We start from the raw sequence: 23,823 nt of genomic DNA, 5'->3' as shown, positions 1-23,823 counted from the left end.
CCTACACATCCCAGCGGAAGCCCACGCTGTAGATGGACTTGATCCAGTCACTGCCGCCACCCTCCATCAGCTTGCGCCGCAGATTCCTCACATGGCTGTCCACGGTGCGGTCAGCCACCACGCGATGGTCGGAATACAGATGGTCCATCAACTGGTCACGCGACCAGATGCGGCCCGGCGATGCCGTCAGCGTCCGCAGCAGGCGGAACTCCACGGGCGTCAGGTCCAGCCACTGGCCATGCAGCGACGCGCGGCCACCGGGCTCGTCCAGCTGCAGCCCGGGCGCCGGCCCGGCGGCCACGGCACCTCGCGTACCGGCACGACGCAGCACGGCACCGACCCGCGCCACCATCTCGCGCGGGCTGAACGGCTTGCAGATGTAATCATCGGCGCCCACCTCCAGGCCCAGCAGGCGGTCTACCTCTTCCACCCGCGCAGTGACCATGATGACCGGCACCTCGCCCACCGCACGCAGATCCCTGCACAGGGCGATGCCATCACGATTGGGCAGCATCAGATCCAGCAGCACCAGCGCCGGCTGTACGCGCGCGTAGGCGGCCATCACGTTGGCGCCATCGGCAACCCATTCGCTGCGGTAACCGCTGGCATGCAGGTAGTCCTGCACCAGGCGCGCCAGTTCCGGCTCATCCTCCACCACCAGGATGCATTGGCCATTGCCCACTCCGGTACTCATGCGCGCACCGGCAGGGTCAGCACCACGCGCAGGCCGCCCAGCGCAGAGGCTTCGGCATGCAGCGTGCCACCATGGGCCTGGGCAATGTTGCGGCAGATCGCCAGGCCCAGGCCGCTGCCGCCGCTGGCGCGGTTGCGCGATTCCTCGGCACGGTAGAAGCGTTCAAACAGGCGCCCGCGCTTGTCCTCGTCCACGCCCGGTGCACTGTCTTCAATGATGGCGCGCACCGTATCCCCCTCGCGCTGCACGGCCACCACCACCTGCCCGCCCGCGTCGGTGTAGCGCAAGCTGTTTTCCAGCAGGTTGGCGAACAGCTGCTGCAGGCGGCGCTCGTCACCGTTCACCGGGCACGGCTGCGCCGCCGGCATCGCCCGCAGTTGCAGGCCGGCATCGGCCAGGCGGACACGCATGCTGTCCACGGCAAGCTGCAGCACCGCATCAAGGTCCAGCGGCGTGGAGCGGTACGCCAGCGCACCGGCCTGTGTCAGCGCCAGATCGTGCAGGTCGTCAATCAGCTTGCCCAGCTGCTGCACCTGCCGTTGCAGCGTGGCCAGCGTTTCCGGGGTCATCGGCCGGATGCCATCCTGGATGGCTTCCAGCTGGGCACGCATCACGGTCAGCGGCGTGCGCAGTTCGTGCGAAATATCGGCCATGTAACTGCGCCGGTTGCGTTCGGTGTCTTCCAGCGTGTCGGCCAGGCGGTTGATGTCCTGCCCCAGCCGGCCCAGTTCATCGTTGCCGGTGCGTGCGGCACGCGCACTGAAATCACCGGCAGCCAGGCGGTGGATGGCACCGGTAAGTCCGCCCACCTGGCGCAGCAGCGCGCGTGACAGCAGCCACGCCAGCAGTGCGGCAATCAACACCGAGGTAATGCCGTTCACCCAGCGCCCGCGCGACTGCTCACGGGAAAAGCGCACGTCGCCCGCAGCGATGGCCTTCTCGAAGGGGATCATCACCAGCCAGGCCACCTGCCCTCCGTCGCGTCGGGCAACGGGCAGCTTGATGGCGTCCAGCGTGGCCTGCGGGTTACCGGCCAGGAACTGCCCCTGCAGATCCAGCAGGGCAAAGCGCGGCACCGCGCCGGTCTGGTCCGATACCGGCGGCGCCCGCAGGTTGCCCGCAACCGGCACCCACGTGGGCCGCATCAGCTCGAACCACACCTCGTTGTGGCCGCGCACGAATTCCCAGCTGCCTTCGCGGTCGTAGGCGGATTCCACCTGCGGCAGCACCTCGCGCATGCGCGATTCGCCCTGCTCGTTCAGGTACCCCAGGAACCCGCGCTCGAACAGGTAGCGACCGACGACGCCGTTCACCGCCAGCACCACGGCGCACGCGGTCAGCACGAGCAGGAACAGTTTGGCGGGCGTACCCAGTTTCATCGGCACAGCAGCATCGGCATCGGTGGACACTACTTAGCCGCATCGGCCCGGCCCATTGCAAGGGAAAAGGGCTTTGTTCAGGCGATCTCCTAAATTGCTGCGAATTTCGCACCGACCATGGCAAGCCTCAGAAATAGCCGTGGGTTAGCCCGATGCCTGTGTTCGATCGCCGTCGTCCGTTCCACCTGCCCTGGCAGCTGCTGCCGGCCTCTGCGCTGGCCGTGGCGCTGGCAGCCTGCTCACCCGCACAGGCACCGCAGCAGCACACCGCTGAAGTGGTCACCACGCCCGTGGCCACCCAGTCGCTGGCAGTGGAACAGTCACTGGCCGGGCGCACCGTGGCAGCGATGGTGTCCGATGTCCGCCCGCAGGTGGGCGGCATCATCCGCTCGCGGGCGTTTACCGAGGGCACGCAGGTCGAGGCCGGGCAGCTGCTGTACCAGATCGATCCGCGCACCTACCAGGCCGCCTATGACAGCGCCAAGGGCACGCTGGCGCAGGCCGAAGCGGCCGTTCTGTCTTCGCGGCCCAAGGCCGAGCGCTACCGCAACCTGGTCGATGCCGATGCCGTGAGCCGGCAGGATGCCGACGATGCGCAGGCCACGCTGCGCGCCAACGAGGCCGCCGTGGAGGCCGCACGTGCTGCGCTGCAGACCGCGAAGATCAATCTGGACTACACCCGGGTCACCGCACCGATCTCCGGCCGCATCGGCACCTCCACCTACACGCCGGGCGCGCTGGTCAGCGCCGGCCAGGACACCGCGCTGGCAACCATCCAGCAGCTGGACCCGATCCACGTGGATGTCAGCCAGACCAGCGCGCAGCTGCTGGCCCTGCGCAAGCAGCTGGACAGCGGCGCGCTGCAGGCGGTGGATGGCAAGGCGCAGGTGCGCATCGTGCTGGAGGACGGCAGCACCTATGCCCACACCGGCAGCCTGGAGGTGGTCGGCACCGCCGTTGATACCGGCACCGGCAACGTCACCCTGCGCGCCACCGTGCCCAACCCGGAAGGCCTGCTGCTGCCGGGCACCTATGTGCGCGCCGTGCTGCCGATGGCGGTGGACCCCAACGCGATCCTGGTGCCGCAGACCGCAGTGACCCGCAACACCAAGGGCGAGGCGCAGGTGAAGCTGGTCGGCACCGACGGCAAGGTGGTCGAGCGGGTGATCCAGACCAGCGCCGCGCGCGGCGATCAATGGGTGGTCAGCAGCGGCCTGAAGGCCGGCGAGCAGCTGATCACCGAAGGCGGCAGCAAAGTCGGTGCAGGCCAGGCGGTGAAGGTGGCAGTCGCTGCACCAGCCGCCGCGGGCACCGCCAGCACCGCTGCGGCGAAGGACTGAGCCATGTCGCGCTTCTTCATCGACCGCCCCATCTTCGCCTGGGTGATCGCCATCGTGATCACCCTGGCCGGCATGCTGGCCGTGTATACGCTGCCGGTGGAACAGTACCCGGACATCGCCCCGCCCAGCGTGTCCATCCGCGCCACCTACACCGGTGCGTCGGCGGAAACCACCGAGAACTCGGTCACCCAGGTCATCGAACAGAACATGACCGGGCTGGACAACCTGATGTACATGTCGTCCAGCAGCAGCTCGTCGGGTAGCGCCAACGTTACCCTCACCTTCGCCTCGGGTACCGATCCGGACACCGCCCAGGTGCAGGTGCAGAACAAGCTGCAGCAGGCGCAGTCGCTGCTGCCCGATGCGGTGCAGAGCACCGGCGTCACGGTCAGCAAATCCTCGGGCAACCTGTTCATGGTGCTCGCCTTCACCTCCGATGACGGCAGCATGGACGGCACCGACATTGCCGATTACATGGTGTCTTCGCTGCAGGATCCGCTGAGCCGGGTCAGCGGCGTCGGCAACGTGCAGGTGATGGGCTCCGAGTACGCCATGCGCATCTGGCTGGACCCGGAGAAGCTGCGCACCTATTCGCTGATGCCCTCGGACGTGACCGCCGCCATCCAGGCACAGAACAGCGATGTCACCGCCGGTTCGCTGGGCGCGTTGCCTGCCGTCGAAGGTCAGTCGCTGAGCGCCACGGTCACCGCGCGCTCGCGGCTGAAGACCGTCGAGCAGTTCCAGGCCATCGTGGTGAAGTCCAGCGCCAACGGCGCCGACGTGCGCCTGTCCGACGTGGCCACCGTCACCCTGGGCAGCGAAAGCTATTCCGCAGTCAGCCAGTTCAACGGCAAGGCCGCCGCCGGCCTCGGCATCGAGCTGGCCTCCGGCGCCAACGCGCTGGACGTGTCCAAGGCGGTGGACGCCAAGCTGGCCGAACTGCAGCCCTACTTCCCCACCGGGCTGGGCTACCACGTGGCCTACAGCACCACGCCGTTCGTGCAGATCTCCATCGAGGAAGTGGTCAAGACCCTGATCGAGGCCATCGTGCTGGTGGTGGCGATCATGTACCTGTTCCTGCAGAACTGGCGGGTCACGCTGATTCCCGCCATCGCCGTGCCGGTGGTGCTGATGGGCACCTTCGGTGTGCTGTCGCTGCTGGGCTACTCGATCAACACGCTGTCGATGTTCGCCATGGTGCTGGCCATCGGCCTGCTGGTGGACGATGCCATCGTGGTGGTGGAGAACGTCGAACGCTTGATGAGCGAGCAAGGGCTGTCGCCGCGCGCGGCGACCCGCGCATCGATGGGACAGATCACCGGGGCGCTGGTGGGCATCGCTCTGGTGCTGACCGCGGTGTTCCTGCCGATGGCGTTCTTCGGCGGCTCCACCGGCGCCATCTACCGCCAGTTCTCCGTCACGATTGCTTCCGCCATGATCCTGTCGGTGCTGGTGGCGATGACCCTCACCCCGGCGCTGTGCGCGACCATCCTGCTGCCGATCGGCAAGGGCGGCCACACCTCATCGCCCGGTCTGCTGGCGCGCTTCTTCGGCCGCTTCAACCGCTTCTTCGACCGCAATGCGGAACGCTACGAGCACGGCGTAGGCCGCGTGCTGAAGCACCGCCGCATCGGCATTGCCGCTTACGTGCTGGTGCTGGCCTTGATGGGCGCGCTGTTCTACACCCTGCCCAGTTCGTTCCTGCCCGAGGAGGACCAGGGCATGTTGATGGTGCAGGTGAAGCTGCCGTCCGGCGCCACCCAGCAGCAGACGTTGAAGGTCATCGAGCAGATGTCCGACTACGTGCGACAGCAGCCGGAAGTGGACACGGTGATGGCCGTGGCCGGCTTCAGCATGGGCGGCAGCGGCCAGAACTCGGGCATGGGCTTCGTCAAGCTGAAGGACTGGGACGAGCGCGATGCCGACGCCAACAGCATCGGCCAGCGCATCACGATGGCCATGGCCCAGCGCTTCCGCGATGCACAGATCTTCGCCATGGCGCCGTCCGGCATTCCTGGCCTGGGCCAGAGCGCGGGCTTCTCGCTGGAACTGCAGGACGTGGGCGGTGCCGGACACGATGCACTGGTGAAGGCCCGCGAGCAGCTGCTGGCACTGGCCGCCAAAAGCGATGTGGTGCAGTCGGTGCGCTATGACAACCTGGAAGATGCACCGACGTTCGACGTGAAGATAGACGATGCCAAGGCCGGTGCGCTGGATCTGGCGCAGAGCGATATCAACGCCACCCTGTCCACCGCACTGGGCAGCACCTACGTCAACGACTTCGTCAACCGCGGCCGCATCAAGAAGGTTTATGTGCAGGGCGAGGCCACCGCGCGCATGCTGCCGCAGGACATCGAACGCTGGTCGGTGCGCAACAGCAACAACCAGATGGTGCCCTTCGGAGCGTTCTCCAGCAGCGGCTGGAGCTACGCGCCGTCCGCGCTCACCCGCTTCAACGGCACCGCATCGATGGCGATCAGTGGCCAGGCCGCCGATGGCGTGAGCTCGGGCACAGCAATGGCCGAGATGGAAACCCTGGTCGGCCAGCTCGACGGCCAGTTCGGCGCAGCGTGGTCGGGCCTGTCCTACCAGGAACGCCAGGCCGGTGCGCAGGCACCGCTGCTGTACGCGGTATCGCTGCTGTTCGTGTTCCTGTGCCTGGCCGCGCTGTACGAAAGCTGGTCTATTCCGTTCTCGGTGATGCTGGCCGTGCCGATCGGCATCGTCGGCGCGCTGCTGTTCACCAGCGTGCGCGGCCTGTCCAACGATGTGTACTTCCAGGTGGGCCTGCTGGCCACGGTGGGACTGGCCGCGAAGAACGGCATCCTCATCGTGGAGTTCGCCAAGGAACTGGAAGACAAGGGCATGAGCCTGGTGCAGGCCACCCTGCAGGCGGCACGACTGCGCCTGCGGCCGATCCTGATGACCTCGCTGGCCTTCATGCTGGGCGTACTGCCGCTGGTGATCAGCAGCGGTGCCGGCTCCGGTGGCCGCCATTCGCTGGGCACTGGTGTGTTCGGCGGCACCCTGGCCTCCACCGCGTTGGGCATCTTCTTCGTACCGCTGTTCTACGTGGTGGTGCGCACCCTGTTCCCGTCCAGGCCACGCCCGGCCGAGGGCGAGCCCCACGATGATGCCGATGCGGAGGTGAAAGCATGAACCGTTCGATCTTCAACAGCGCTGCACTGGCATTGGCCTGTGCCGCCGCATTGAGTGGATGCGTGAGCATGGCACCGGCCTACCAGCGCCCGGGTGCCCCGGTGCGTGAAAGCTTCGGCAGCACTCCCAGTGTGGCGGTAGCCGACGATGCAGTGCCGGTGGCGCGGCTGGAATGGCGCTCGGTGTTCGTTGACCCGCAGCTGCAGCAGGTCATCGCGCTGGCGCTGGACAACAACCGCGACCTGCGCGTGGCCATGCTCAACATCGAAGCCGCGCGCGCCAAGTACCGCGTCCAGCGCGCCGATCTGTTGCCCAGCGTGGATGCCACGGCCAGCCACAGCGCCGCGCGCAGCAACACCACAGGCACCGGCAGCGAGGTCAGCCGCAGCGCCACCGCGCAGGTGGGCTTCAGCAGCTGGGAGCTGGACCTGTTCGGGCGCATCCGCAGCCTGAAGGACGAGGCCCTGCAGACCTGGCTGGCCACCGAGCAGACCCAGCGCAGCACGCGCATGAGCCTGGTGGCCGAGGTGGCCGGCGACTGGCTGACCGTGGGGGCCTACCAGCAACGGCTGGCGCTGGCCGAACAGACCCTGGCCAGCCAGCGCGAAAGCCTGGCGCTGACCGAACGCCGCCATGCACAGGGCCTGCTGTCCGGCGTGGACCTGGCCTCGCTGCAGGCCAGCGTGGAAAGCGCCCGTGCCGACGTGGCCGCCTACACCACCTCGCTGGCGCAGGCGCGCAATGCGCTGGATCTGGTGGTGGGCACGTCGGTGCGCGATGACCTGCTGCCCTCCGCCACCGCCCGGAATGCCGATGCGGTGGCGCTGGCACCGCTGCCGGCCGAGCTGTCTTCTGCGGTACTGCTGCAGCGACCGGACGTGCTGTACGCCGAGCACACGCTGAAGGCCGCCAACGCCGATATCGGTGCCGCGCGCGCCGCGTTCTTCCCCACCATCTCACTGACCGCCTCGACCGGCAGCGGCAGCGACGCGCTGTCCAGCCTGTTCGACAGTGGCACGAAGCAATGGAGCTTCGCACCGAGCATTTCCCTGCCGATTTTCCACGCAGGCGCACTGAAGGCCTCGCTGGACCAGGCGAAGATCAGCAAGGACGTCAGCGTGGCGCAGTACGAAAAGGCCATCCAGAGCGCCTTCAGCGAGGTGGCCGATGCACTGGCCACGCGTGCCACCGTGGATGAGCAGCGCGATGCGCAGCAGGCCCGCGTGAAGGCCACCACCCGCGCCCGTGACCTGGCCGAAGTGCGCTACCGCAATGGCATCGACAGCCGGCTGGAACTGCTGGATGCACAGCGCACTGATGACGCGGCCCAGCAGGATCTGGTGACCCTGCGGTTGGCAGAGGCGACCAACCGGGTGACGCTTTACAAGGTGCTGGGCGGGGGGGCGGATGCGGTGGCGGGTAGTGGAGGGACGTGGGCGACGGGGGAATAGCCAGCGCCGGAGCCCGCTGTGAGGGCGCGCCCAGCCATCCGGCCGCCCATGCGGGTGCCGCGCGCCCCACCCTACCCGTTACCATAGCCACTCCATTTCCGCAGCTGCCTGCCGCCGCCCCGGCGCGGGCGCCTGCCCCGATTTTCGAGTCCCATGTCCAAAGACAAGTCCGCCGAACACACCCCGCTGATGAAGCAGTTCTTCGCAGCCAAGTCCGACTACCCGGACCTGCTGCTGTTCTTCCGCATGGGCGACTTCTACGAGCTGTTCTACGACGACGCCCGCAAGGCGGCGCGGCTGCTGGACATCACCCTCACCCAGCGCGGCAGCTCCGGCGGCGCGCCCATCCCCATGGCCGGCGTGCCGGTGCATGCCTACGAGGGCTACCTGGCCCGGCTGGTGGCGTTGGGCGAATCGGTGGCCATCTGTGAACAGATCGGCGACCCCGCCCTGGCCAAGGGCCTGGTCGAGCGCAAGGTCGTTCGCATCGTCACCCCCGGCACGGTCACCGACGAGGCGCTGCTGGACGAGCGCCGCGACACCCTGCTGATGGCGCTTTCCCGCACGAAGCAGGGTTACGGCCTGGCCTGGGCCGACCTGGCCGGTGGCCGCTTCCTGGTCAATGAAGTGGAGACCGATGACGCGCTGGAAGCGGAACTGGCGCGGCTGGAGCCGGCCGAGCTGCTGGTGCCCGACGAAGAAAACTGGCCCGACTTCCTGCGCCAGCGCAGTGGTGTGCGCCGCCGTGCGCCGTGGCTGTTCGATGCGGACAGTGGCCGCCGCCAGCTGCTGGCCTTCTTCAAGCTGCATGACCTGAGCGGTTTCGGCATCGACGACAAGCCGCGTGCCACCGCTGCCGCGGGCGCCCTGCTCGGCTATGTGGAAGAAACCCAGAAGCAGCGCCTGCCGCATCTGACCTCCATTGCAATGGAAACGGCCGGCGAAGCAATCGCGATGAACGCGGCCACCCGCCGCCATCTGGAACTGGATACGCGCGTGGACGGCGACACCCGCAACACGCTGCTGGGCGTGCTGGACAGCACGGTGACGCCGATGGGCGGCCGCCTGCTGCGCCGCTGGCTGCACCGTCCGCTGCGCCTGCGTGAGGTGCTGGTGCAGCGCCACCACGCGGTGGAAACGCTGATCGACCGCGGCAGCGATGCCGACATCCGCGAGCAGTTCCGTCGCCTGGGTGATCTGGAACGCATCCTCACCCGCGTCGCGTTGCGTTCGGCGCGCCCGCGCGATTTTTCCACGCTGCGCGATGGCCTGGGCCTGCTGCCGGCCGTGCGCGAGGTGCTGGCACCGCTGGATTCGCCGCGCCTGCAGGCCCTGCACGCCGCACTGGGCGAGCACGACGAGTGCGCACACCTGCTGGCCAGTGCGATTGCCGAGATGCCACCGCTGAAGCTGAGCGATGGCGGCGTGCTGGCCGATGGCTTCGATGCCGAACTGGACGAGCTGCGCCGCCTGTCGACCCACGCCGACCAGTTCCTGGTCGACCTGGAACAGCGCGAGCGCGAGAGCAGCGGCATCGCCACCCTCAAGGTGGGCTACAACCGCGTGCACGGCTATTACATCGAGATCAGCAAGGGCCAGTCCGACCGCGCGCCCGTGCATTACACCCGCCGGCAGACACTGACCAATGCCGAGCGCTACATCACCGAAGAACTGAAAGCCTTCGAGGACAAGGTGCTGTCAGCACGCGACCGGTCGCTGTCGCGCGAGAAGTTCCTGTACGAGCAGCTGCTGGACACCCTTGGCGGCCAGCTGGAACCGCTGAAGCAGTGCGCCGCCGCGCTGAGCGAACTGGACGTGCTGGCCGCCTTTGCCGAGCGCGCGCAGGCACTGGACTGGGCGCGCCCGGAGCTGCAGGCCGAGCCGTGCCTGAAGATCGAACGCGGCCGCCATCCGGTGGTCGAGGCCGTGCGCGAACAGCCCTTCGAGCCCAATGATCTGGACCTGCATCCGGACCGTCGCATGCTGGTCATCACCGGCCCGAACATGGGCGGTAAATCGACCTACATGCGGCAGAACGCGCTGATCGTGCTGCTGGCCCACATCGGCAGCTTCGTGCCGGCCAGCCGTGCGCTGATCGGCCCGATCGACCGCATCCTCACCCGCATCGGCGCTGGCGATGACCTGGCGCGCGGGCAGTCGACCTTCATGGTCGAAATGGCTGAGACCAGCTACATCCTGCACCACGCCACCGCGCACTCGCTGGTGCTGATGGACGAGATCGGTCGCGGCACGTCCACCTACGATGGCCTGGCGCTGGCCGATGCAGTTGCCCGCCACCTGGCCTACCAGAACCACTGCTACACCCTGTTCGCCACCCATTACTTTGAGCTGACCGCACTGGCCGACGAGCAGCACGAAGGCGGCCGCAGCGGCATCGCAAACGTGCACCTGGATGCGGTCGAGCATGGCGACGCGCTGGTGTTCATGCACGCAGTGAAGGATGGCCCGGCCAACCGCAGTTTCGGCCTGCAGGTCGCGGCCCTGGCCGGCCTGCCGCGCGCGACCGTGGCCCAGGCCCGTCGTCGCCTGGCCGAGCTGGAACAGCGTGGTGGCGAAAGTCATGCCGCCGAGGTTTCGCCGCAGGCGCTGGATGCACCGCAGCAGTTCGGCCTGTTCAGCGCACCGGCCAGCAAGGCGCAGGAAGCACTGGCCGCGATCGACCCTGACGAGCTGACGCCGAAGCAGGCGTTGGAGGCGCTGTACCGGTTGAAGACGTTGTTGTAACGACGTCGGCGGGCCAGGTAGAGCCGAGCCCACGCTCGGCTGCTTTCGCATTCCCGTAGTGCACACAGCGTTATGCTCGGGCGGTCCTTCCTTCACTGAACGGAGACCGCCATGAATACGCAATCGCTCGCCGCGTCCCTCTTCCAGCAACTGCAGCAGGGGCAAGGCCTGCAGCAGGTATCTCAGCAGCTTGGCCTGGACAGCGCACAGACCAGCCAGGCCGTGGGCAGTGCCCTGCCCCTGCTGCTGGGCGCCATGGGCCAGAACGCCAGCGAACCGCAGGGCGCGCAATCCCTGCTCAATGCCCTGCAACGCGACCACCTTGGCGGCAGCGCCGGCGGCGGTTTCGATCTGGGCGGCATCCTGGGCGCGGTGATGGGCGGCGGTGGCAGCGGCGCGACCGACGGCGCCGGCATTCTCGGCCACGTTTTTGGCGGCCAGCAGCCGCAGGCCGCGCAGCTGCTCGGCCAGAAGACCGGTCTGGACAGCGGCACCACCGGCAAGCTGCTGGCCATCCTCGCCCCCATCGTCATGTCGTTCCTGGCCCAGCGTTTTGCCCAGCAAGGCAACGCCAGCGAACTGAGCTCCGCCCTCGGCCAGGAAACCCAGCAGGCCGGTGGCGGCCTCGGCAGCCTGCTCGGCGGAGCGCTCGACCAGGACGGCGACGGCCAGTTCGGCGCCAGCGATCTGCTCAAACTCGGCGCCGGTCTGCTGAAGCGTTGATCGCGCACATCGGTCCAAGCCCTGCACCTGATAGGTCGCCACTATCGCATCGGTTGAATCAATCAAATTTACGCATCGGTAGGCGCCGCCTATGGTGGTCAGGCCTCCCCCGATTCCACCTTTCGCCAGTCCACAGGTAGACACCCATGAAAAGCGAAGCCAAGTGCCCGTTCAACCACGCCGTCGTCGGTGACGCGACGACTAACCGCGACTGGTGGCCGAACCAGTTGCGCGTGGATCTGCTCAACCAGCACTCCAGCCGCTCCAATCCGCTCGATGCGGGCTTCGATTACGCCAAGGCCTTCAAGGGCCTGGACTATGCCGCCCTGAAGGCCGACCTGAAGGCGCTGATGACCGATTCGCAGGATTGGTGGCCGGCCGACTTCGGCCATTACGGCGGCCTGTTCATCCGCATGGCCTGGCACAGCGCCGGCACCTACCGCATCGGCGATGGCCGTGGCGGCGGCGGTCGCGGCCAGCAGCGCTTCGCCCCGCTCAACAGCTGGCCGGACAACGTCAGCCTGGACAAGGCGCGCCGCCTGCTGTGGCCGATCAAGCAGAAGTACGGCCAGGCCATTTCGTGGTCCGACCTGCTGATCCTGACCGGCAACGTCGCCCTCGAATCGATGGGCTTCAAGACGCTGGGCTTTGCCGGCGGCCGCCCGGATACCTGGGAACCGGACCAGGACGTGTACTGGGGCCGCGAAACCACCTGGCTGGGTGGCGACGTGCGCTACGCACATGGCTCCGAAGGCGTGCAGGAAGACCACGGCGTGCTGGTGTCCGATGACGACGCCGACGGCGAGGTGCATTCGCGCAAGCTGGAAAACCCGCTGGCCGCCGTGCAGATGGGCCTGATCTACGTGAACCCGGAAGGCCCCGACGGCAACCCCGACCCAGTGCTGGCCGCGCATGACATCCGCGATACCTTCGCCCGCATGGCCATGGACGACGAGGAAACCGTCGCCCTGATCGCCGGTGGCCACAGCTTCGGCAAGACCCATGGTGCCGGCCCGGCGGACAACGTCGGCAAGGAACCGGAAGCGGCCGACCTGGAAAACCAGGGCCTGGGCTGGGCCAGCAGCTTCCGCAGCGGCAAGGGCGGCGACACCATCACCAGCGGCCTGGAAGTGACTTGGACCCGCACCCCGGCACAGTGGAGCCACGACTTCTTCGAGATCCTGTTCGGCAACGAATGGGAACTGACCAAGAGCCCGGCCGGTGCCCACCAGTGGGTGGCCAAGAACGCGGACGCGGTGATTCCCGACGCACACGATCCGTCGAAGAAGCATCGCCCCACCATGCTGACCACCGACCTGTCGCTGCGCATGGATCCGGCGTATGAAAAGATCTCGCGCAACTTCCTGGAAAACCCGCAGGCCTTCGCCGATGCCTTCGCCCGCGCCTGGTTCAAGCTGACCCACCGCGACATGGGCCCGCGCGCGCGCTACCTGGGTCCGGAAATTCCGGCCGAGCAGTTCATCTGGCAGGACCCGCTGCCGGAAGCCGCCCATCCGCTGATCGACGCCAAGGACATCGCTGCACTGAAGCAGCAGATCGCCGCCAGCGGCCTGAGCGTTGCCGAACTGGTGTCCACCGCCTGGGCATCGGCCTCGACCTTCCGCGGCTCGGACAAGCGCGGTGGTGCCAATGGCGCGCGCATCCGCCTGGCCCCGCAGAAGGACTGGGCGGTGAACCAGCCGCAGCAGCTGGCCAAGGTGCTGGCCGCTCTGGAAAAGGTGCAGGCCGATTTCAACGGTGGCGGCAGCAAGCAGGTGTCGCTGGCCGATCTGATCGTGCTGGCCGGTGGCGTGGGCGTCGAACAGGCGGCCAAGGCCGGTGGCCATGAGGTGAGCGTGCCGTTCACCCCGGGCCGTACCGATGCCAGCCAGGAAGAGACCGATGTGGAATCGTTCGCGGTGCTGGAACCGGCGGCCGATGGCTTCCGCAACTACCTCAAGGGCGCCTACAGCGTGCCGGGCGAGGCGCTGCTGATCGACAAGGCACAGCTGCTGACCCTGACCGCGCCGGAGATGACCGCGCTGGTAGGCGGCCTGCGCGTGCTCGGTGCCAATGCCGATGGTGGCAAGCACGGCGTGTTCACCGCGCGCCCGGGCACGCTCAGCAACGACTTCTTCGTGAACCTGCTGGACATGGGCACGCAGTGGAAGGCCACCGGCCGCGAAAGCTACGAAGGCCGCGGCCGTAGCGATGGCAGCGCACGCTGGACCGGCACGCGTGCCGACCTGGTGTTCGGTTCCAATGCCGTGCTGCGGGCACTGGCCGAGGTGTATGCCAGCGCCGATGGCGAGAAGAAGTTCGTGCAGGATTTCATCGCCGCCTGGACGCGGGTGATGGAACTGGACCGCTACGACCTGCACGGTTGAGGTGTTTTGTAGGTGCCAACCTTGGTTGGCATACAACACATCGCCCACCAAGGTGGGCGACTACCAGAGCAGCCCCACGGTAGATGCCAACCTTGGTTGGCACGCGGCACAGCCGCGGTGATTTCAACGCGCGCCGTCCTGCAGCCGCTGCAGGATCGGCGCAAACAACGGCGCCTGCATCGACCGCGGTAGCTGCACCGCCTCGCCCTTCTCCACCGCCTGCCAGTACGACTCCGGCAGCGCCTTGTCACCCAGCTCGTAATCCATGCCATCCCAGCCATCCTCGCGGAAGGCGTAGAACGCCCAGTGCACCCGCGCCTCCTCGAGCACGGTCAGCACGTCACGCAGATAGGCACCGCAATCCGGCCAGCGGCGCATGCAGCCGAACTCGCCGATCACGATTCGATTGGCGCCGACGCCCTGGATCTTCGCCCAGTCCATCGGCAGGTGCAGGTAGGTGCGCACACGGTACTTGTCCCACCGTTCGCTGCCCGCGCCGGACGGCACCGTGGCGGGATAGCGGAAGGGCGTCGCGCGCTTCAGGTTGGGCGCACTGGTGGCGGCATACGGCTCGTACATATGCACGCTGTACAGCAGCTTCGTGTCGTCCAGCGGCGCCGGCCAGTAAGTGAGTGCATCGGCTGCGGCGTACCAGCCGGCATCCAGCATCAATGGGATGTCCGCATCCACCGCTCGCACGCTGGCAATCAGCCCGCGGTACAGCACGCGCAGATCACGTGGGCCGCCCTGCACACCGGCATACCACTGCTGCATTGCCCCATACGACGCATGCTCGGCCAGCGTCGTGCCGTACTCGGGCGCCGGTTCGTTGATGAGGTTGTAGGCAGCCAGCGCCGGGTGGCCCTTCAATGCAGCCGCCAGGTCGCGCCAGAAGCGCTGCGCCGGCAGGTGGTTGTCCATCGACTGCCAGAGACGCTGGTCGACCACGCCATGGTTCTTCTGCTTCCAGCGCAGCAGCGGCAGCGACAGCGGTACCAGCACCACCTTCAGGCCCGAGGCATCTGCGTCATCCAGCGCACGCCGCAGGGTGGCCACGTCGGCCTGCACCAGCCCCTGGTAGTGGTCGGCATCACCCATCAGGAAATCGCGGCCGCCGGCACTTTTCCACTTGTCCGGGCTCAAGCGGACCCAGGTCGCGCCGGTGGCCCGCAGTGCCTGGAAATAAGCACGGTCGGGCGGGTTCTCGTTGAAGCTGTTGCCACCGCGCTGCTGCGTATCCCAGAAGGTGATGTCGGCGGCGAACGCCGGGGCGGCGGTGGCGAGGGCCAGACACAGCAGGCTGCGGCAGAGGTACATGGTGATCGTCCATGAAAAGGAAGATCCAACGTGCAGGGCGCAAACCGAACGCCACCTGAGTACGCGCCTGTCTGCGCGCGCTCTGGTAGGTGCGAACCGTTGGTTCGCACGCTTTCCGCCGGGCCATGCCCGACTACCCTCAAAGCGCGTCCAGATCACCCAGCGCGCGGATCAACCGACGCGCGCGCTTGTCCGGCTTATGCTCCGGCGGCTGGAATCCATCGCGTGCGGCAATGCGCAGCGCACGCAGTTCGGCGCGGCGCGCCTTGGACGCCTCGCTTTCGGCATACAACTGCTGCGCCACGGGCGCCGGCCCGCGCTGGTCGCTCACGCCCAGCACCTGGATCTCGAAATGCTCTTCGCCGCGGTCCACCTGCAGCTGCTCACCCACACGCACCGCGCGCGAGGATTTCGGGCGCTGCCCGGCAACACTCACCTTGCCGGTCTCGATGGCCTGCTTGGCCAGGCTTCGGGTCTTGAAGAAACGGGCCGCCCACAACCAGATATCCAGGCGGACACTGGGCGGCAGCGGGGAAAGCGCATGCATCTGCGGACACTACTCCGGGCGGTTCAAGGGACGCGGGTTATCCGGGTCGACCCGGCAGCCGGTGCCGCCGATCAACGGCTTCACACCAGAGGCCAGATCCTGGCGCTGGCTTCCCACCAGGCATTCGGGTCGGTCGGTCGGCCGTATCTGGGTATCGCCCAGACGGTCGTCCATGGAACATGCGGGCAGCATCGCCACGATCAAGGCCAGCGCCACGCCCCACACCACCTGCTGTTGCTGATGCACTGCCACACCCCGCAAACCGGCTTGATGCTAGTGTGCGCCTCCCGGGAATCGATCACCAGCCCATGGCCAAAGCGCCGCTTGACCTGACCTCCGGCCCCATTGGCCGCAACCTGCTGCTGTTCGCGCTGCCGATCCTGGCCGGCAACATCGCCCAGTCCCTGAACGGCTCGGTGAATGCGGTCTGGGTCGGGCGCTTCCTCGGCGAGGCGGCGCTGACCGCCACGGCCAACGCCAACAACATCATGTTCTTCCTGATCGGCTCGGTGTTCGGCTTCGGCATGGCCTCGACCATCCTGATCGGCCAGGCCATCGGCGCACGCGACATCGCCCAGGCGCGGCGCGTGGTCGGTACCAGTGCCTCCTTCTTCATCGGCCTGTCGGTGATCATCGCCGTCGCCGGCTGGTTCCTGGCCCACCCGCTGCTGGCCGCCATGGGCACCCCGGCCGCCTCGCTGCCGCTGGCCGAGGCCTACCTGCGCATCATCTTCCTGGCCATGCCCACGCTGTACGCGTTCGCCTTCCTCAGCGCCGCCCTGCGCGGTGCCGGTGATTCGCGCACGCCATTCCGCTTCCTGCTGGTGTCGGTCCTGCTGGATATCGCACTGAACCCGGTACTCATCTTCGGCCTGGGCCCGTTCCCGGAACTGGGCATCGCCGGCTCGGCCTGGGCAACCCTGGTCTCGCAGACGCTCTCGCTCACCGGCCTGCTGCTGTACATGCGGCACAAGCGGCATACGCTGTGGCTGGGCCGCGCCGACATGCACCTGTTCAAGCTCGACTTCACCATCCTGCGCGCGCTGGTGGTGAAGGGCGTGCCGATGGGCCTGCAGATGGTGCTGATCTCGCTGTCGGTCATCCTGCTGATGACCATGGTCAACCAGTACGGCACGGCGACCGGCGCCGCGTACGGCGCTTCGCTGCAGCTGTGGAACTACGTGCAGATGCCGGCCATGGCCATTGGCGCAGCGTGTTCGTCGATGGCCGCACAGAACGTCGGCGCCCAGCGCTGGGACCGCGTGCGCGGCACCGCGCGGCAAGGCGTGCTGTTCAACTTCCTGCTGACCGGCGCGCTGATCCTGCCGCTGGTGCTGCTGGACCAGTACTCGCTGGCACTTTTCCTGCCGCAGGGCAGTGAATCGCTGCAGATCGCCCGCCATCTCAACCACATCGTGATTGGTTCGTTCCTGTTCTTCGGCGTCAGCTTCGTCATTTCCGGCGTGGTGCGCTCGACCGGCGCGGTCATTCCGCCACTGCTGATCCTGGCGGCCTCGCTGTGGGGCGTACGCGTACCCTTCGCCGAGTTCCTGCAGCCGTACTGGGGGGCCGATGCCATCTGGTGGAGCTTCCCGGCCGGTTCGCTGGTGTCGATGCTGTTGTCGCTGGCGTATTACCGCTGGGGCGGCTGGCGCAAGGCGAAGATGATCGCCACGCCGGCCCATGCCGAAGAACTGGCAACGCCGTCGGAAATTCCAGCGTGCCCGCCGTCACCGGTGGCCGACCCGGATGCCGCGACCCGGTAGTGCCGGCCGCTGGCCGGCAACCTCATGATCCATGCGCGCCCGAGACGGATGCCGGCCAGCGGCCGGCACTACCGTTTCTTCTTTTCTGCGTTGTGCCTGGCTGCCGCACGCATCAAGGCTTTGAACGCCGTTGCATCGGGCATCGTCCCTTCATGGATGTCGATGGCGCGACGCGTGTTGCCTTCCAGGCTGGCGTTGAACAGCCTCTTTGGATCCGGCAGTGCCGCGCCGTGGGCGAAGGTCAGCTTCACCGCCTGTTTGTAGCTTTCCCCCGTGCAGAGAATGCCGTTGTGCTCCCACACCGGCGTGCCACGCCACTTCCAGGTTTCCTCCACATCCGGCAGTGCCTCGTGGATCAATGCGCGCACACGCGCCAGCGTCTGCCCGCGCCAGTCGCCGAGTTCAGCGATGCGCGCGTCGATCAGTTCAGAGGCAGGCCGTGCTTCTTCGATGGTTACCGCAGCTTTTCTCGGCATGTCAGCACTCGCACGGTACGGCGGGAAAGGGAACTACATGCGCGCGCCGGGAAGGGCACGGGCCTGGCGCAGCCAGTCCACCAGTTGCGCCCTGTCCAGCACGCTGTCTTCATGAAGGTGCAGATACCGCGTGGTGGCCTGCCGCGAAGGCTCGGGCGGCTGCGGCTGCGGCAGCGTGCCGTGGAACAGCGCTACCTTGATGTAGCGGGTGCAGCAGTGAAAGCTGAGGAACCAGCCCTGCCCTTCAGCAACGCCATACATGGGTGAGTTCCAGCGCACCGCCTTGTGCACGCCGGGCACGGCCTCGCTGATCAGGGCGTCCAGCTGCTCGCCGAACGCGCGCTTCCAGCCGGGCATCGCCGCGATATAGGCCTGGACCGGGCCGTCGCCATCACCCTTGGCGATCTGCGGGTTGCCGCCAGACAACAGCTTCGGCGCAGCGGGGGCGGAGTGCGTGGCGGACATCGCGCGGGGTTGGTGGGGACAAGCCCGCAGCCTAGCGCGGCCTGCATCGGCTGGTCACGGCGCAGTGCGCCATGGGCTCAGTCCGCCAGCGTCGCCACGAACCGGTTCCATTCCAGCAGCTTGCGGCTGTTGCGCAGCGACAGCATCAGCGCGGCCATCACCAGCCCGAACAGGGCGCCGGCCAGCAACCCTGCCGCCAGCAGCAGCGGCCAGGGGCGATCACTGCCCTGCCACAGCACCACCCACATCAGGCCGGTCCAGAACAGGCCAAACAGCAGGCCCTGCATCAGCGCATTGGTGCCGAAGCCCGCCATGATCGGCGGCGGCAGTGCAATGCCCAGACGCCACAACGTGCGATGCAGCAGCGGGGCCGCCTGCGCACGGGGCAGGCGCTGTTGGTCCAGGTAGCGCAGCGCCGCCTGGATGCGGGCCGGGTATCGCGTGTCGATCGGATTCATGCCCCGATCGTGGACGATCCGGAACCCCAAACGCAAACGGCCACCCGAAGGTGGCCGTCGCGGCAACAACCGAAGTTGTTTATCAGGCCTTGTCGGCCAGACGGGCAGCCTTGGCGGCAGCAGCGGCAGCCAGGTCTTCCTTGATGCGGGCAGCCTTGCCTTCCAGGCCACGCAGGTAGTACAGCTTGCCGGCGCGGACCTTACCACGACGCTTCACTTCGACCGAGTCGATGATGGCGCTGTGGGTCTGGAAAACGCGCTCGACGCCGTAGCCGTGCGAGATCTTGCGGACGGTGAACGAGGAGTTCAGGCCGGCATTCTTGGTGGCGATCACAACGCCTTCGTAGGCCTGCACGCGCTCGCGGCTGCCTTCCTTCACCTTCACGTTGACGACAACGGTGTCGCCCTGGCTGAACTTCGGCAGTTCGCGGGTGATCTGGGCGGATTCAAATTCCGCGACGATGGACTTGTTCAGCTTGCTCATGGGTTACACCGATTCTTGTTCGGGTGGGTGTGTCGTGTCGACAACGTAGGCTCATGCAGTCACGGAACTGTGCTGCACGTTTGTTGTGGGTACTGCGCGCGCGCCAACCGGGGCTGGCGGGAATTGGCCATGATAGCCGATAAAACCAGCCCTGCGCTAGGGGCTGGCCTTCTTTTCACGGGTCTGGCGGGCCTGGTCCAGCAGTTTGCGGTCGGCCTTGCCCAGCGCCTGTTCATCCAGCAGGTCCGGGCGCCGCTCGGCGGTACGCAGCAGCGACTGCTGGCGGCGCCAGGCAGCGATGGCCGCGTGGTTGCCCGAACGCAGCACGTCCGGCACGTCACCCAGCGGGTGCTGGGCCGGCTGGCTGTAATGCGGGCAGTCCAGCAGGCCGAGTTCACCCTCGAAGCTGTCCTGCGCCGCCGATTCGGCATCGTTCAGGGCACCTTCCTGCAGGCGGGCCACGGCGTCGATGATCACCGCCGCGCCCAGTTCGCCCCCGGACAGCACGTAATCGCCGAGGGAAATCTCCTCGTCGACGTTCGCCTCCAGGAACCGCTCGTCGATGCCTTCGTAGCGGCCACAGAGCAGGACCATGCGCGGCAGCGCCGCCAGTTCACGCACTTTGGCCTGGGTGAGCGGCGCGCCCTGCGGGCTGAGGTAGATCACCCGCGCCGGGTTCGGATCGGCATCACGGATCGCCTGCAGGCAGGCCTGCAGCGGCTCGATCAGCATCACCATGCCCGGGCCGCCACCGAACGGACGATCGTCCACCCGGCGGTAGTTGCCCTCGGCGTAATCACGGGGATTCCAGCCATGCAGGCTGAAAAGGCCCTTCTCCTGCGCGCGCCCGACCACGCCCAGCCCAGCGGACTGGGCGAGGAACTCGGGGAACAGGGTGATGACGTCGAACCGCATGCTCACACTCAGAACTCGGGATCCCAGTCGACCACGACCAGGTTGGCCTCGAAGTCGACCGACTTGACGAAGTCCGGCTGCACGAACGGGATCATCCGCTCGCGATCACCGCGGACCACCACCACATCGTTGGCGCCGGTGCTGAACAGGTGCGAGACCTGGCCCAGGGCAACGCCCTCGGTGGTCTTCACATCCAGGCCTTCCAGATCGACCCAGTAGTACTCATCGGGCTTCGGCGGCGGCAGCGCACTGCGGGCCACGTAGATCTCGGTGCCGTGCATGGCTTCGACGACATCGCGGTCATCGACGCCGGGGAACCGGGCGACCAGGTGCTTGCCGCTGTCACGGCCACGCACGCCTTCGATCGTGGTTTCCACGCCGGACGGGCTGCGCACGATCCACGGCTGGTAACGGAAAATGGCGGAACGAGGCTCGGTCCAGGACTCGAGCTTGATTTCGCCGCGCACACCAAAAGCGCCGACAACCCTGCCCAGCAGGATGCGGCGCTCGATATCTTTCATCTGCGTCAACCAAGAGGGCCACGCCGAAGCGTGGCCCTTCAGACTCAGGCCGCAGCGGCCTGGGACTTGGCCGCTTCCTTGATCAGGTTGCGGACCTTTTCGGTCGGCTGGGCGCCGTTCTTGACCCAATGGTCAACGCGGGCCAGGTCCAGCTCGATGCGCTTCTCGCCGCCCTGGGCGACCGGGTTGTAGAAACCAACGCGCTCGATGTTGCGGCCGTCGCGCGCGCTGCGCACGTCGGTCACGATGATGTGGTAGAACGGACGCTTCTTGGCGCCGCCGCGGGTCAGTCGAATCTTGACCATGGTGTTTTTCCTATTGCCCAGTCGCCAGGATGGCGAGGTAAGCGGGCGATTATAGCGGCAGAGTGCGGCCGAGCCAACCCCAGGAGCCGTTTCAGGGGGCAGAGCCCTTTTGCCCCGGCAAAAGGGATCCGACCCCAAGACCCCGCTGCGGCCGGATTGCCGGGGTCAGATCCCTTTTGCGGCGCAAAAGGGTTCTGACCCCAGATCGTCCCAAGCCACCCCCGCCAGCACCGCCCTGCCCTGTTCAGCAAGGGCCTGAGAATCCGGCAGGGCCTGCCCGTCGATGGCGTCCAGCGCCCACACGCCGCTGGCATTGCAGGCAAAGGCCGCCTTCATCCGGGCCAGGTCGGCCAGCCGCAGCGGCTGGGTCACCTGCGTGCCGGGCCAGTGCTGCTGCAGCAGGGCCTCGGCCGTACCGCGCAGGGCTGGCGCCTGCGGCCAGAGCAGCCGTTCACCATCGTGCACGGCCAGATTCCAGGTAGTGCCCTCGCTGATCGCGCCTTCGGCGGATACGAACAGGGCATCGTCAACGCCTGCGGCAAGCGCGGCACGGCGCTCGGCAAACAGGCCAAACGTACCCACATGCTTGAGGTGCGGCAGTTCGCGCTGCCAGACCACGCTGCGCACCCGCTTCGGCGCAACCAGCGCCACCGGCGCGGAAACTGCCACCAGCACATCCACCGGCACCGTCGCCAGCGGATGGCGGAAATCGAACTTACGCGAGTACACCGTCACCCGCAGCGACGCATCGCCCTGCCCCGCCTGCAGCAGCGCCTGCGCCATCCAGTCCTGCACCTGCGCGACGTCGAGCTCGCTGCCGAACAGTTCACGCGTGGCCTGCGACAACCGCGCCAGATGCAGGTCCACCCCCTGCACTGCGTGTCCACGCACCTGCATCGAGGTGAAGTGACCGTAGTTGACCAGCGCCGGCAGCACATCCTCCAGCTGCGCCGGCTGGCCATTGCAGAACACGGTCATCGCAGCAGGGCCTGCGCCTGTTGCCACATGCCGTGCAGCACCTCGGCAGCGGGCTGTGCGGGCGCCATCCACGCCGACTGCCCGGCCCAGGCCTGCATCGCGGCCAGGCGGTTTTCCTGGGATGCCTGCTTGCGCATGGGCGCGGTCAGGCCGCGCTGCACCGGGTACGGGCGCGGCGCGGGGGCACCGTCTGCGGCAGCGGCGCGCACGTAGGGTGTGGCCAGGCCACGGCCCAGACGGCCGCTGAAAGCGCGGGTCGGCCAGGTGTCTTCGGGCTCACTGGCAGCCAGCCCGTCGGCCCAGGCCGAGGCGATCGCTGCTTCCGGCGTGCGCAGGAACGCGGTGCCGATCTGCACCGCACTGGCGCCCAGGGTAAGTGCGGCCGCGATGCCACGACCATCGGCGATGCCACCGGCAGCGATCACCGGAATCTGCAGGTGGTCGGCCAGCCGTGGCAGCAGCGCGAACAGGCCCACCAGTTGGCGCTCGGCCAGGCGCGGATCAAACGCACCGCGATGGCCACCGGCTTCGGCCCCCTGCGCCACCACCGCATCGGCGCCCGCATCCTGCGCGGCACGCGCTTCGGCCAGCGTGGTCGCACAGGCAATCCAGGCAATGCCGGCGTCTTTCAACTGCTGCACGTGGCGCGGGGAAAGCACGCCCATGATGGTCGACGCCACGGCCGGACGCGCGGCCAGCAGGGCGGCGAACTGTTCGTCGAAATCGGCAGGCGTGGCATCGGCGGCACTGGCAGGCACCTCCGGCCCCCACTGCGCGAGGAAGGCACGGCTGTCCGCTTCGGCAGTGACATCACGGGCAGGCGCCGGATCGGGCAGCCACAGGTTCACCTGTGCGGGGCCTGCGGAGGCGGCACGGAAGGCATCCATCCACACACCGATATCGGCTGCCGAGGACAACACCGCCCCCATCGCGCCCATGCTGCCGGCATTAACCAGCGCCGCAGAGAGTGGCACCGGGCAGGCGCCAGCCATGGGGGCCAGCAGGATCGGAACGGAAATGCCAAAGCGCTGGCAGAACGCCTCGGCGCGGGAAGTGACAGCAGACATCTGCGTGGAAGCCTATCGTTTCGGACAGGCCTCCATGGTGCGCGCAGGAGGGCGGTAGAGTCGAGCTTGCTCGACTGGATCCTGCATTCCGTAGAGTCGAGATCCTATGCTCGCAGTCAAGCCTGCTGGAAGCGGGCTTGGCCCACCTTCAACAGGGCTGGATCGAAATCCTTGCCGCTCTTGAATACACCCCACGCAATCCTGGCCAGCTTTCTGGCCAGAATGTTGAATACGGCTGTGCTGGGGTGTCCGCGCCCTGATAGATCGTCGTAAAGCGGCTGCCCGCCGCGGCAACGCTTGAGACCCATAACCGCCATGTACAGCATCTGGCGCAGTACGGGCGCGCCTTGTTTGGACAGCCGACGCCGCCCCGTTCTGCCGCCGGATTCGTTGGGCCGAGGGTCCAAGCCGGTGCAGGCGATCCATGCGTTGGCGTTGGCCAGCGGCCAGCGCGTCATGTAGTAGACCAGATGCGCCGCCACGGCCGGACCGATCCCCGGAATGGTCAGCAGACGCTTGTAGAGCGCTTCGTGCTCTCCATCTCGGCACAACTGCTGCAGTTGGCTTTCCAGTTCCGACAGCGTGCTGGCCATTGCCTGAAGGATATCTGCCAGTTCGCCTGGGGCGCTCTTGGTGACCTCGAAGG

General features: G+C 67.3%; 22 protein-coding genes. 7 read left to right on the top strand and 15 right to left on the bottom strand.

Annotated elements, in window-relative coordinates:
• Nucleotide 1 precedes the first annotated feature (1 nt).
• The gene (locus tag C1924_RS06045; RefSeq protein ID WP_108764477.1) at nt 2–694 is read right to left on the bottom strand and encodes a response regulator; all 693 of its coding nucleotides are present in this window, start codon (nt 692–694) and stop codon (nt 2–4) included.
• Complete coding sequence (gene baeS, locus C1924_RS06040) at nt 691–2,073, bottom strand: sensor histidine kinase efflux regulator BaeS (protein ID WP_108766986.1); 1,383 nt, start codon at nt 2,071–2,073, stop codon at nt 691–693. Before baeS ends, C1924_RS06045 begins: the two co-directional genes overlap by 4 nt.
• A gap of 152 nt (nt 2,074–2,225) precedes the next feature.
• Between baeS and C1924_RS06035 the strand changes: the two genes are divergently transcribed.
• From C1924_RS06035 to katG, 6 genes are all read left to right on the top strand, one after another.
• Nucleotides 2,226–3,413 carry an efflux RND transporter periplasmic adaptor subunit gene (locus tag C1924_RS06035; protein ID WP_108764476.1) on the top strand — a complete coding sequence of 396 codons (1,188 nt, stop codon included), beginning with the start codon at nt 2,226–2,228 and terminating at the stop codon, nt 3,411–3,413.
• Nucleotides 3,414–3,416: 3 nt separating this feature from the next.
• Nucleotides 3,417–6,572 carry an efflux RND transporter permease subunit gene (locus C1924_RS06030; protein WP_108764475.1) on the top strand — a complete coding sequence of 1,052 codons (3,156 nt, stop codon included), beginning with the start codon at nt 3,417–3,419 and terminating at the stop codon, nt 6,570–6,572.
• A complete protein-coding gene (locus C1924_RS06025) occupies nt 6,569–8,023 on the top strand; it encodes an efflux transporter outer membrane subunit (RefSeq protein WP_108764474.1) in 1,455 nt (484 codons plus the stop codon). The genes C1924_RS06030 and C1924_RS06025 overlap by 4 nt, the downstream gene beginning before the upstream one ends.
• A gap of 153 nt (nt 8,024–8,176) precedes the next feature.
• On the top strand, nt 8,177–10,768 hold the full coding sequence (gene mutS, locus C1924_RS06020; RefSeq protein WP_108764473.1) for a DNA mismatch repair protein MutS: 2,592 nt from the start codon (nt 8,177–8,179) through the stop codon (nt 10,766–10,768).
• Between the two features lie 111 nt (nt 10,769–10,879).
• Nucleotides 10,880–11,491 carry a DUF937 domain-containing protein gene (locus C1924_RS06015; protein WP_108764472.1) on the top strand — a complete coding sequence of 204 codons (612 nt, stop codon included), beginning with the start codon at nt 10,880–10,882 and terminating at the stop codon, nt 11,489–11,491.
• A gap of 146 nt (nt 11,492–11,637) precedes the next feature.
• On the top strand, nt 11,638–13,878 hold the full coding sequence (gene katG / locus C1924_RS06010) for a catalase/peroxidase HPI (protein ID WP_108764471.1): 2,241 nt from the start codon (nt 11,638–11,640) through the stop codon (nt 13,876–13,878).
• A 123-nt stretch (nt 13,879–14,001) separates the two neighbouring features.
• Here katG and C1924_RS06005 read toward each other — a convergent pair whose 3' ends face one another.
• The 3 genes from C1924_RS06005 to C1924_RS05995 form a co-directional block, all read right to left on the bottom strand.
• Nucleotides 14,002–15,195 (bottom strand): cellulase family glycosylhydrolase, encoded by a 1,194-nt coding sequence (locus tag C1924_RS06005; protein ID WP_108764470.1) that lies wholly within the window; start codon nt 15,193–15,195, stop codon nt 14,002–14,004.
• A 139-nt stretch (nt 15,196–15,334) separates the two neighbouring features.
• Nucleotides 15,335–15,742, bottom strand: a complete 408-nt coding sequence (locus C1924_RS06000) for an RNA-binding S4 domain-containing protein (RefSeq protein ID WP_108764469.1) — start codon at nt 15,740–15,742, stop codon at nt 15,335–15,337.
• Nucleotides 15,743–15,751: 9 nt separating this feature from the next.
• A complete protein-coding gene (locus C1924_RS05995; protein ID WP_108766985.1) occupies nt 15,752–15,988 on the bottom strand; it encodes a hypothetical protein in 237 nt (78 codons plus the stop codon).
• A 62-nt stretch (nt 15,989–16,050) separates the two neighbouring features.
• On the opposite strand from C1924_RS05995, the gene C1924_RS05990 reads away from it, so the two are divergent.
• Nucleotides 16,051–17,508, top strand: a complete 1,458-nt coding sequence (locus tag C1924_RS05990) for an MATE family efflux transporter (protein WP_108764468.1) — start codon at nt 16,051–16,053, stop codon at nt 17,506–17,508.
• A gap of 68 nt (nt 17,509–17,576) precedes the next feature.
• Here C1924_RS05990 and C1924_RS05985 read toward each other — a convergent pair whose 3' ends face one another.
• The 10 genes from C1924_RS05985 to C1924_RS20535 form a co-directional block, all read right to left on the bottom strand.
• Nucleotides 17,577–17,984, bottom strand: a complete 408-nt coding sequence (locus tag C1924_RS05985; protein ID WP_108764467.1) for a DUF1801 domain-containing protein — start codon at nt 17,982–17,984, stop codon at nt 17,577–17,579.
• 33 nt (nt 17,985–18,017) lie between these two features.
• Nucleotides 18,018–18,449, bottom strand: coding sequence for a DUF1801 domain-containing protein (locus C1924_RS05980; RefSeq protein ID WP_108764466.1), 432 nt, complete (start codon nt 18,447–18,449; stop codon nt 18,018–18,020).
• A gap of 77 nt (nt 18,450–18,526) precedes the next feature.
• Nucleotides 18,527–18,907, bottom strand: coding sequence for a DUF6404 family protein (locus C1924_RS05975; RefSeq protein ID WP_108764465.1), 381 nt, complete (start codon nt 18,905–18,907; stop codon nt 18,527–18,529).
• A gap of 82 nt (nt 18,908–18,989) precedes the next feature.
• On the bottom strand, nt 18,990–19,391 hold the full coding sequence (rplS, locus tag C1924_RS05970; RefSeq protein WP_005415736.1) for a 50S ribosomal protein L19: 402 nt from the start codon (nt 19,389–19,391) through the stop codon (nt 18,990–18,992).
• A 156-nt stretch (nt 19,392–19,547) separates the two neighbouring features.
• Nucleotides 19,548–20,306 (bottom strand): tRNA (guanosine(37)-N1)-methyltransferase TrmD, encoded by a 759-nt coding sequence (gene trmD / locus C1924_RS05965; protein ID WP_108764464.1) that lies wholly within the window; start codon nt 20,304–20,306, stop codon nt 19,548–19,550.
• 8 nt (nt 20,307–20,314) lie between these two features.
• Nucleotides 20,315–20,827 (bottom strand): ribosome maturation factor RimM, encoded by a 513-nt coding sequence (gene rimM, locus C1924_RS05960; RefSeq protein WP_108764463.1) that lies wholly within the window; start codon nt 20,825–20,827, stop codon nt 20,315–20,317.
• Between the two features lie 44 nt (nt 20,828–20,871).
• Nucleotides 20,872–21,132 (bottom strand): 30S ribosomal protein S16, encoded by a 261-nt coding sequence (gene rpsP / locus C1924_RS05955; RefSeq protein WP_004149033.1) that lies wholly within the window; start codon nt 21,130–21,132, stop codon nt 20,872–20,874.
• 165 nt (nt 21,133–21,297) lie between these two features.
• Nucleotides 21,298–22,110: an aminotransferase class IV family protein gene (locus tag C1924_RS05950; RefSeq protein ID WP_108764462.1), complete on the bottom strand. Its 813-nt coding sequence runs from the start codon at nt 22,108–22,110 to the stop codon at nt 21,298–21,300.
• Nucleotides 22,107–23,177: a nitronate monooxygenase gene (locus C1924_RS05945; RefSeq protein WP_108764461.1), complete on the bottom strand. Its 1,071-nt coding sequence runs from the start codon at nt 23,175–23,177 to the stop codon at nt 22,107–22,109. The genes C1924_RS05950 and C1924_RS05945 overlap by 4 nt, the downstream gene beginning before the upstream one ends.
• Before the next feature lie 116 nt (nt 23,178–23,293).
• Nucleotides 23,294–23,823: transposase (locus tag C1924_RS20535; RefSeq protein WP_254051218.1), on the bottom strand; the 530-nt coding region annotated here is incomplete at its 5' end.

Origin of the sequence: Stenotrophomonas sp. ESTM1D_MKCIP4_1 (assembly GCF_003086895.1) — a bacterium.
Classification (GTDB): Bacteria; Pseudomonadota; Gammaproteobacteria; order Xanthomonadales; family Xanthomonadaceae; genus Stenotrophomonas.
This window is presented reverse-complemented; position numbering and strand designations above follow the sequence as displayed.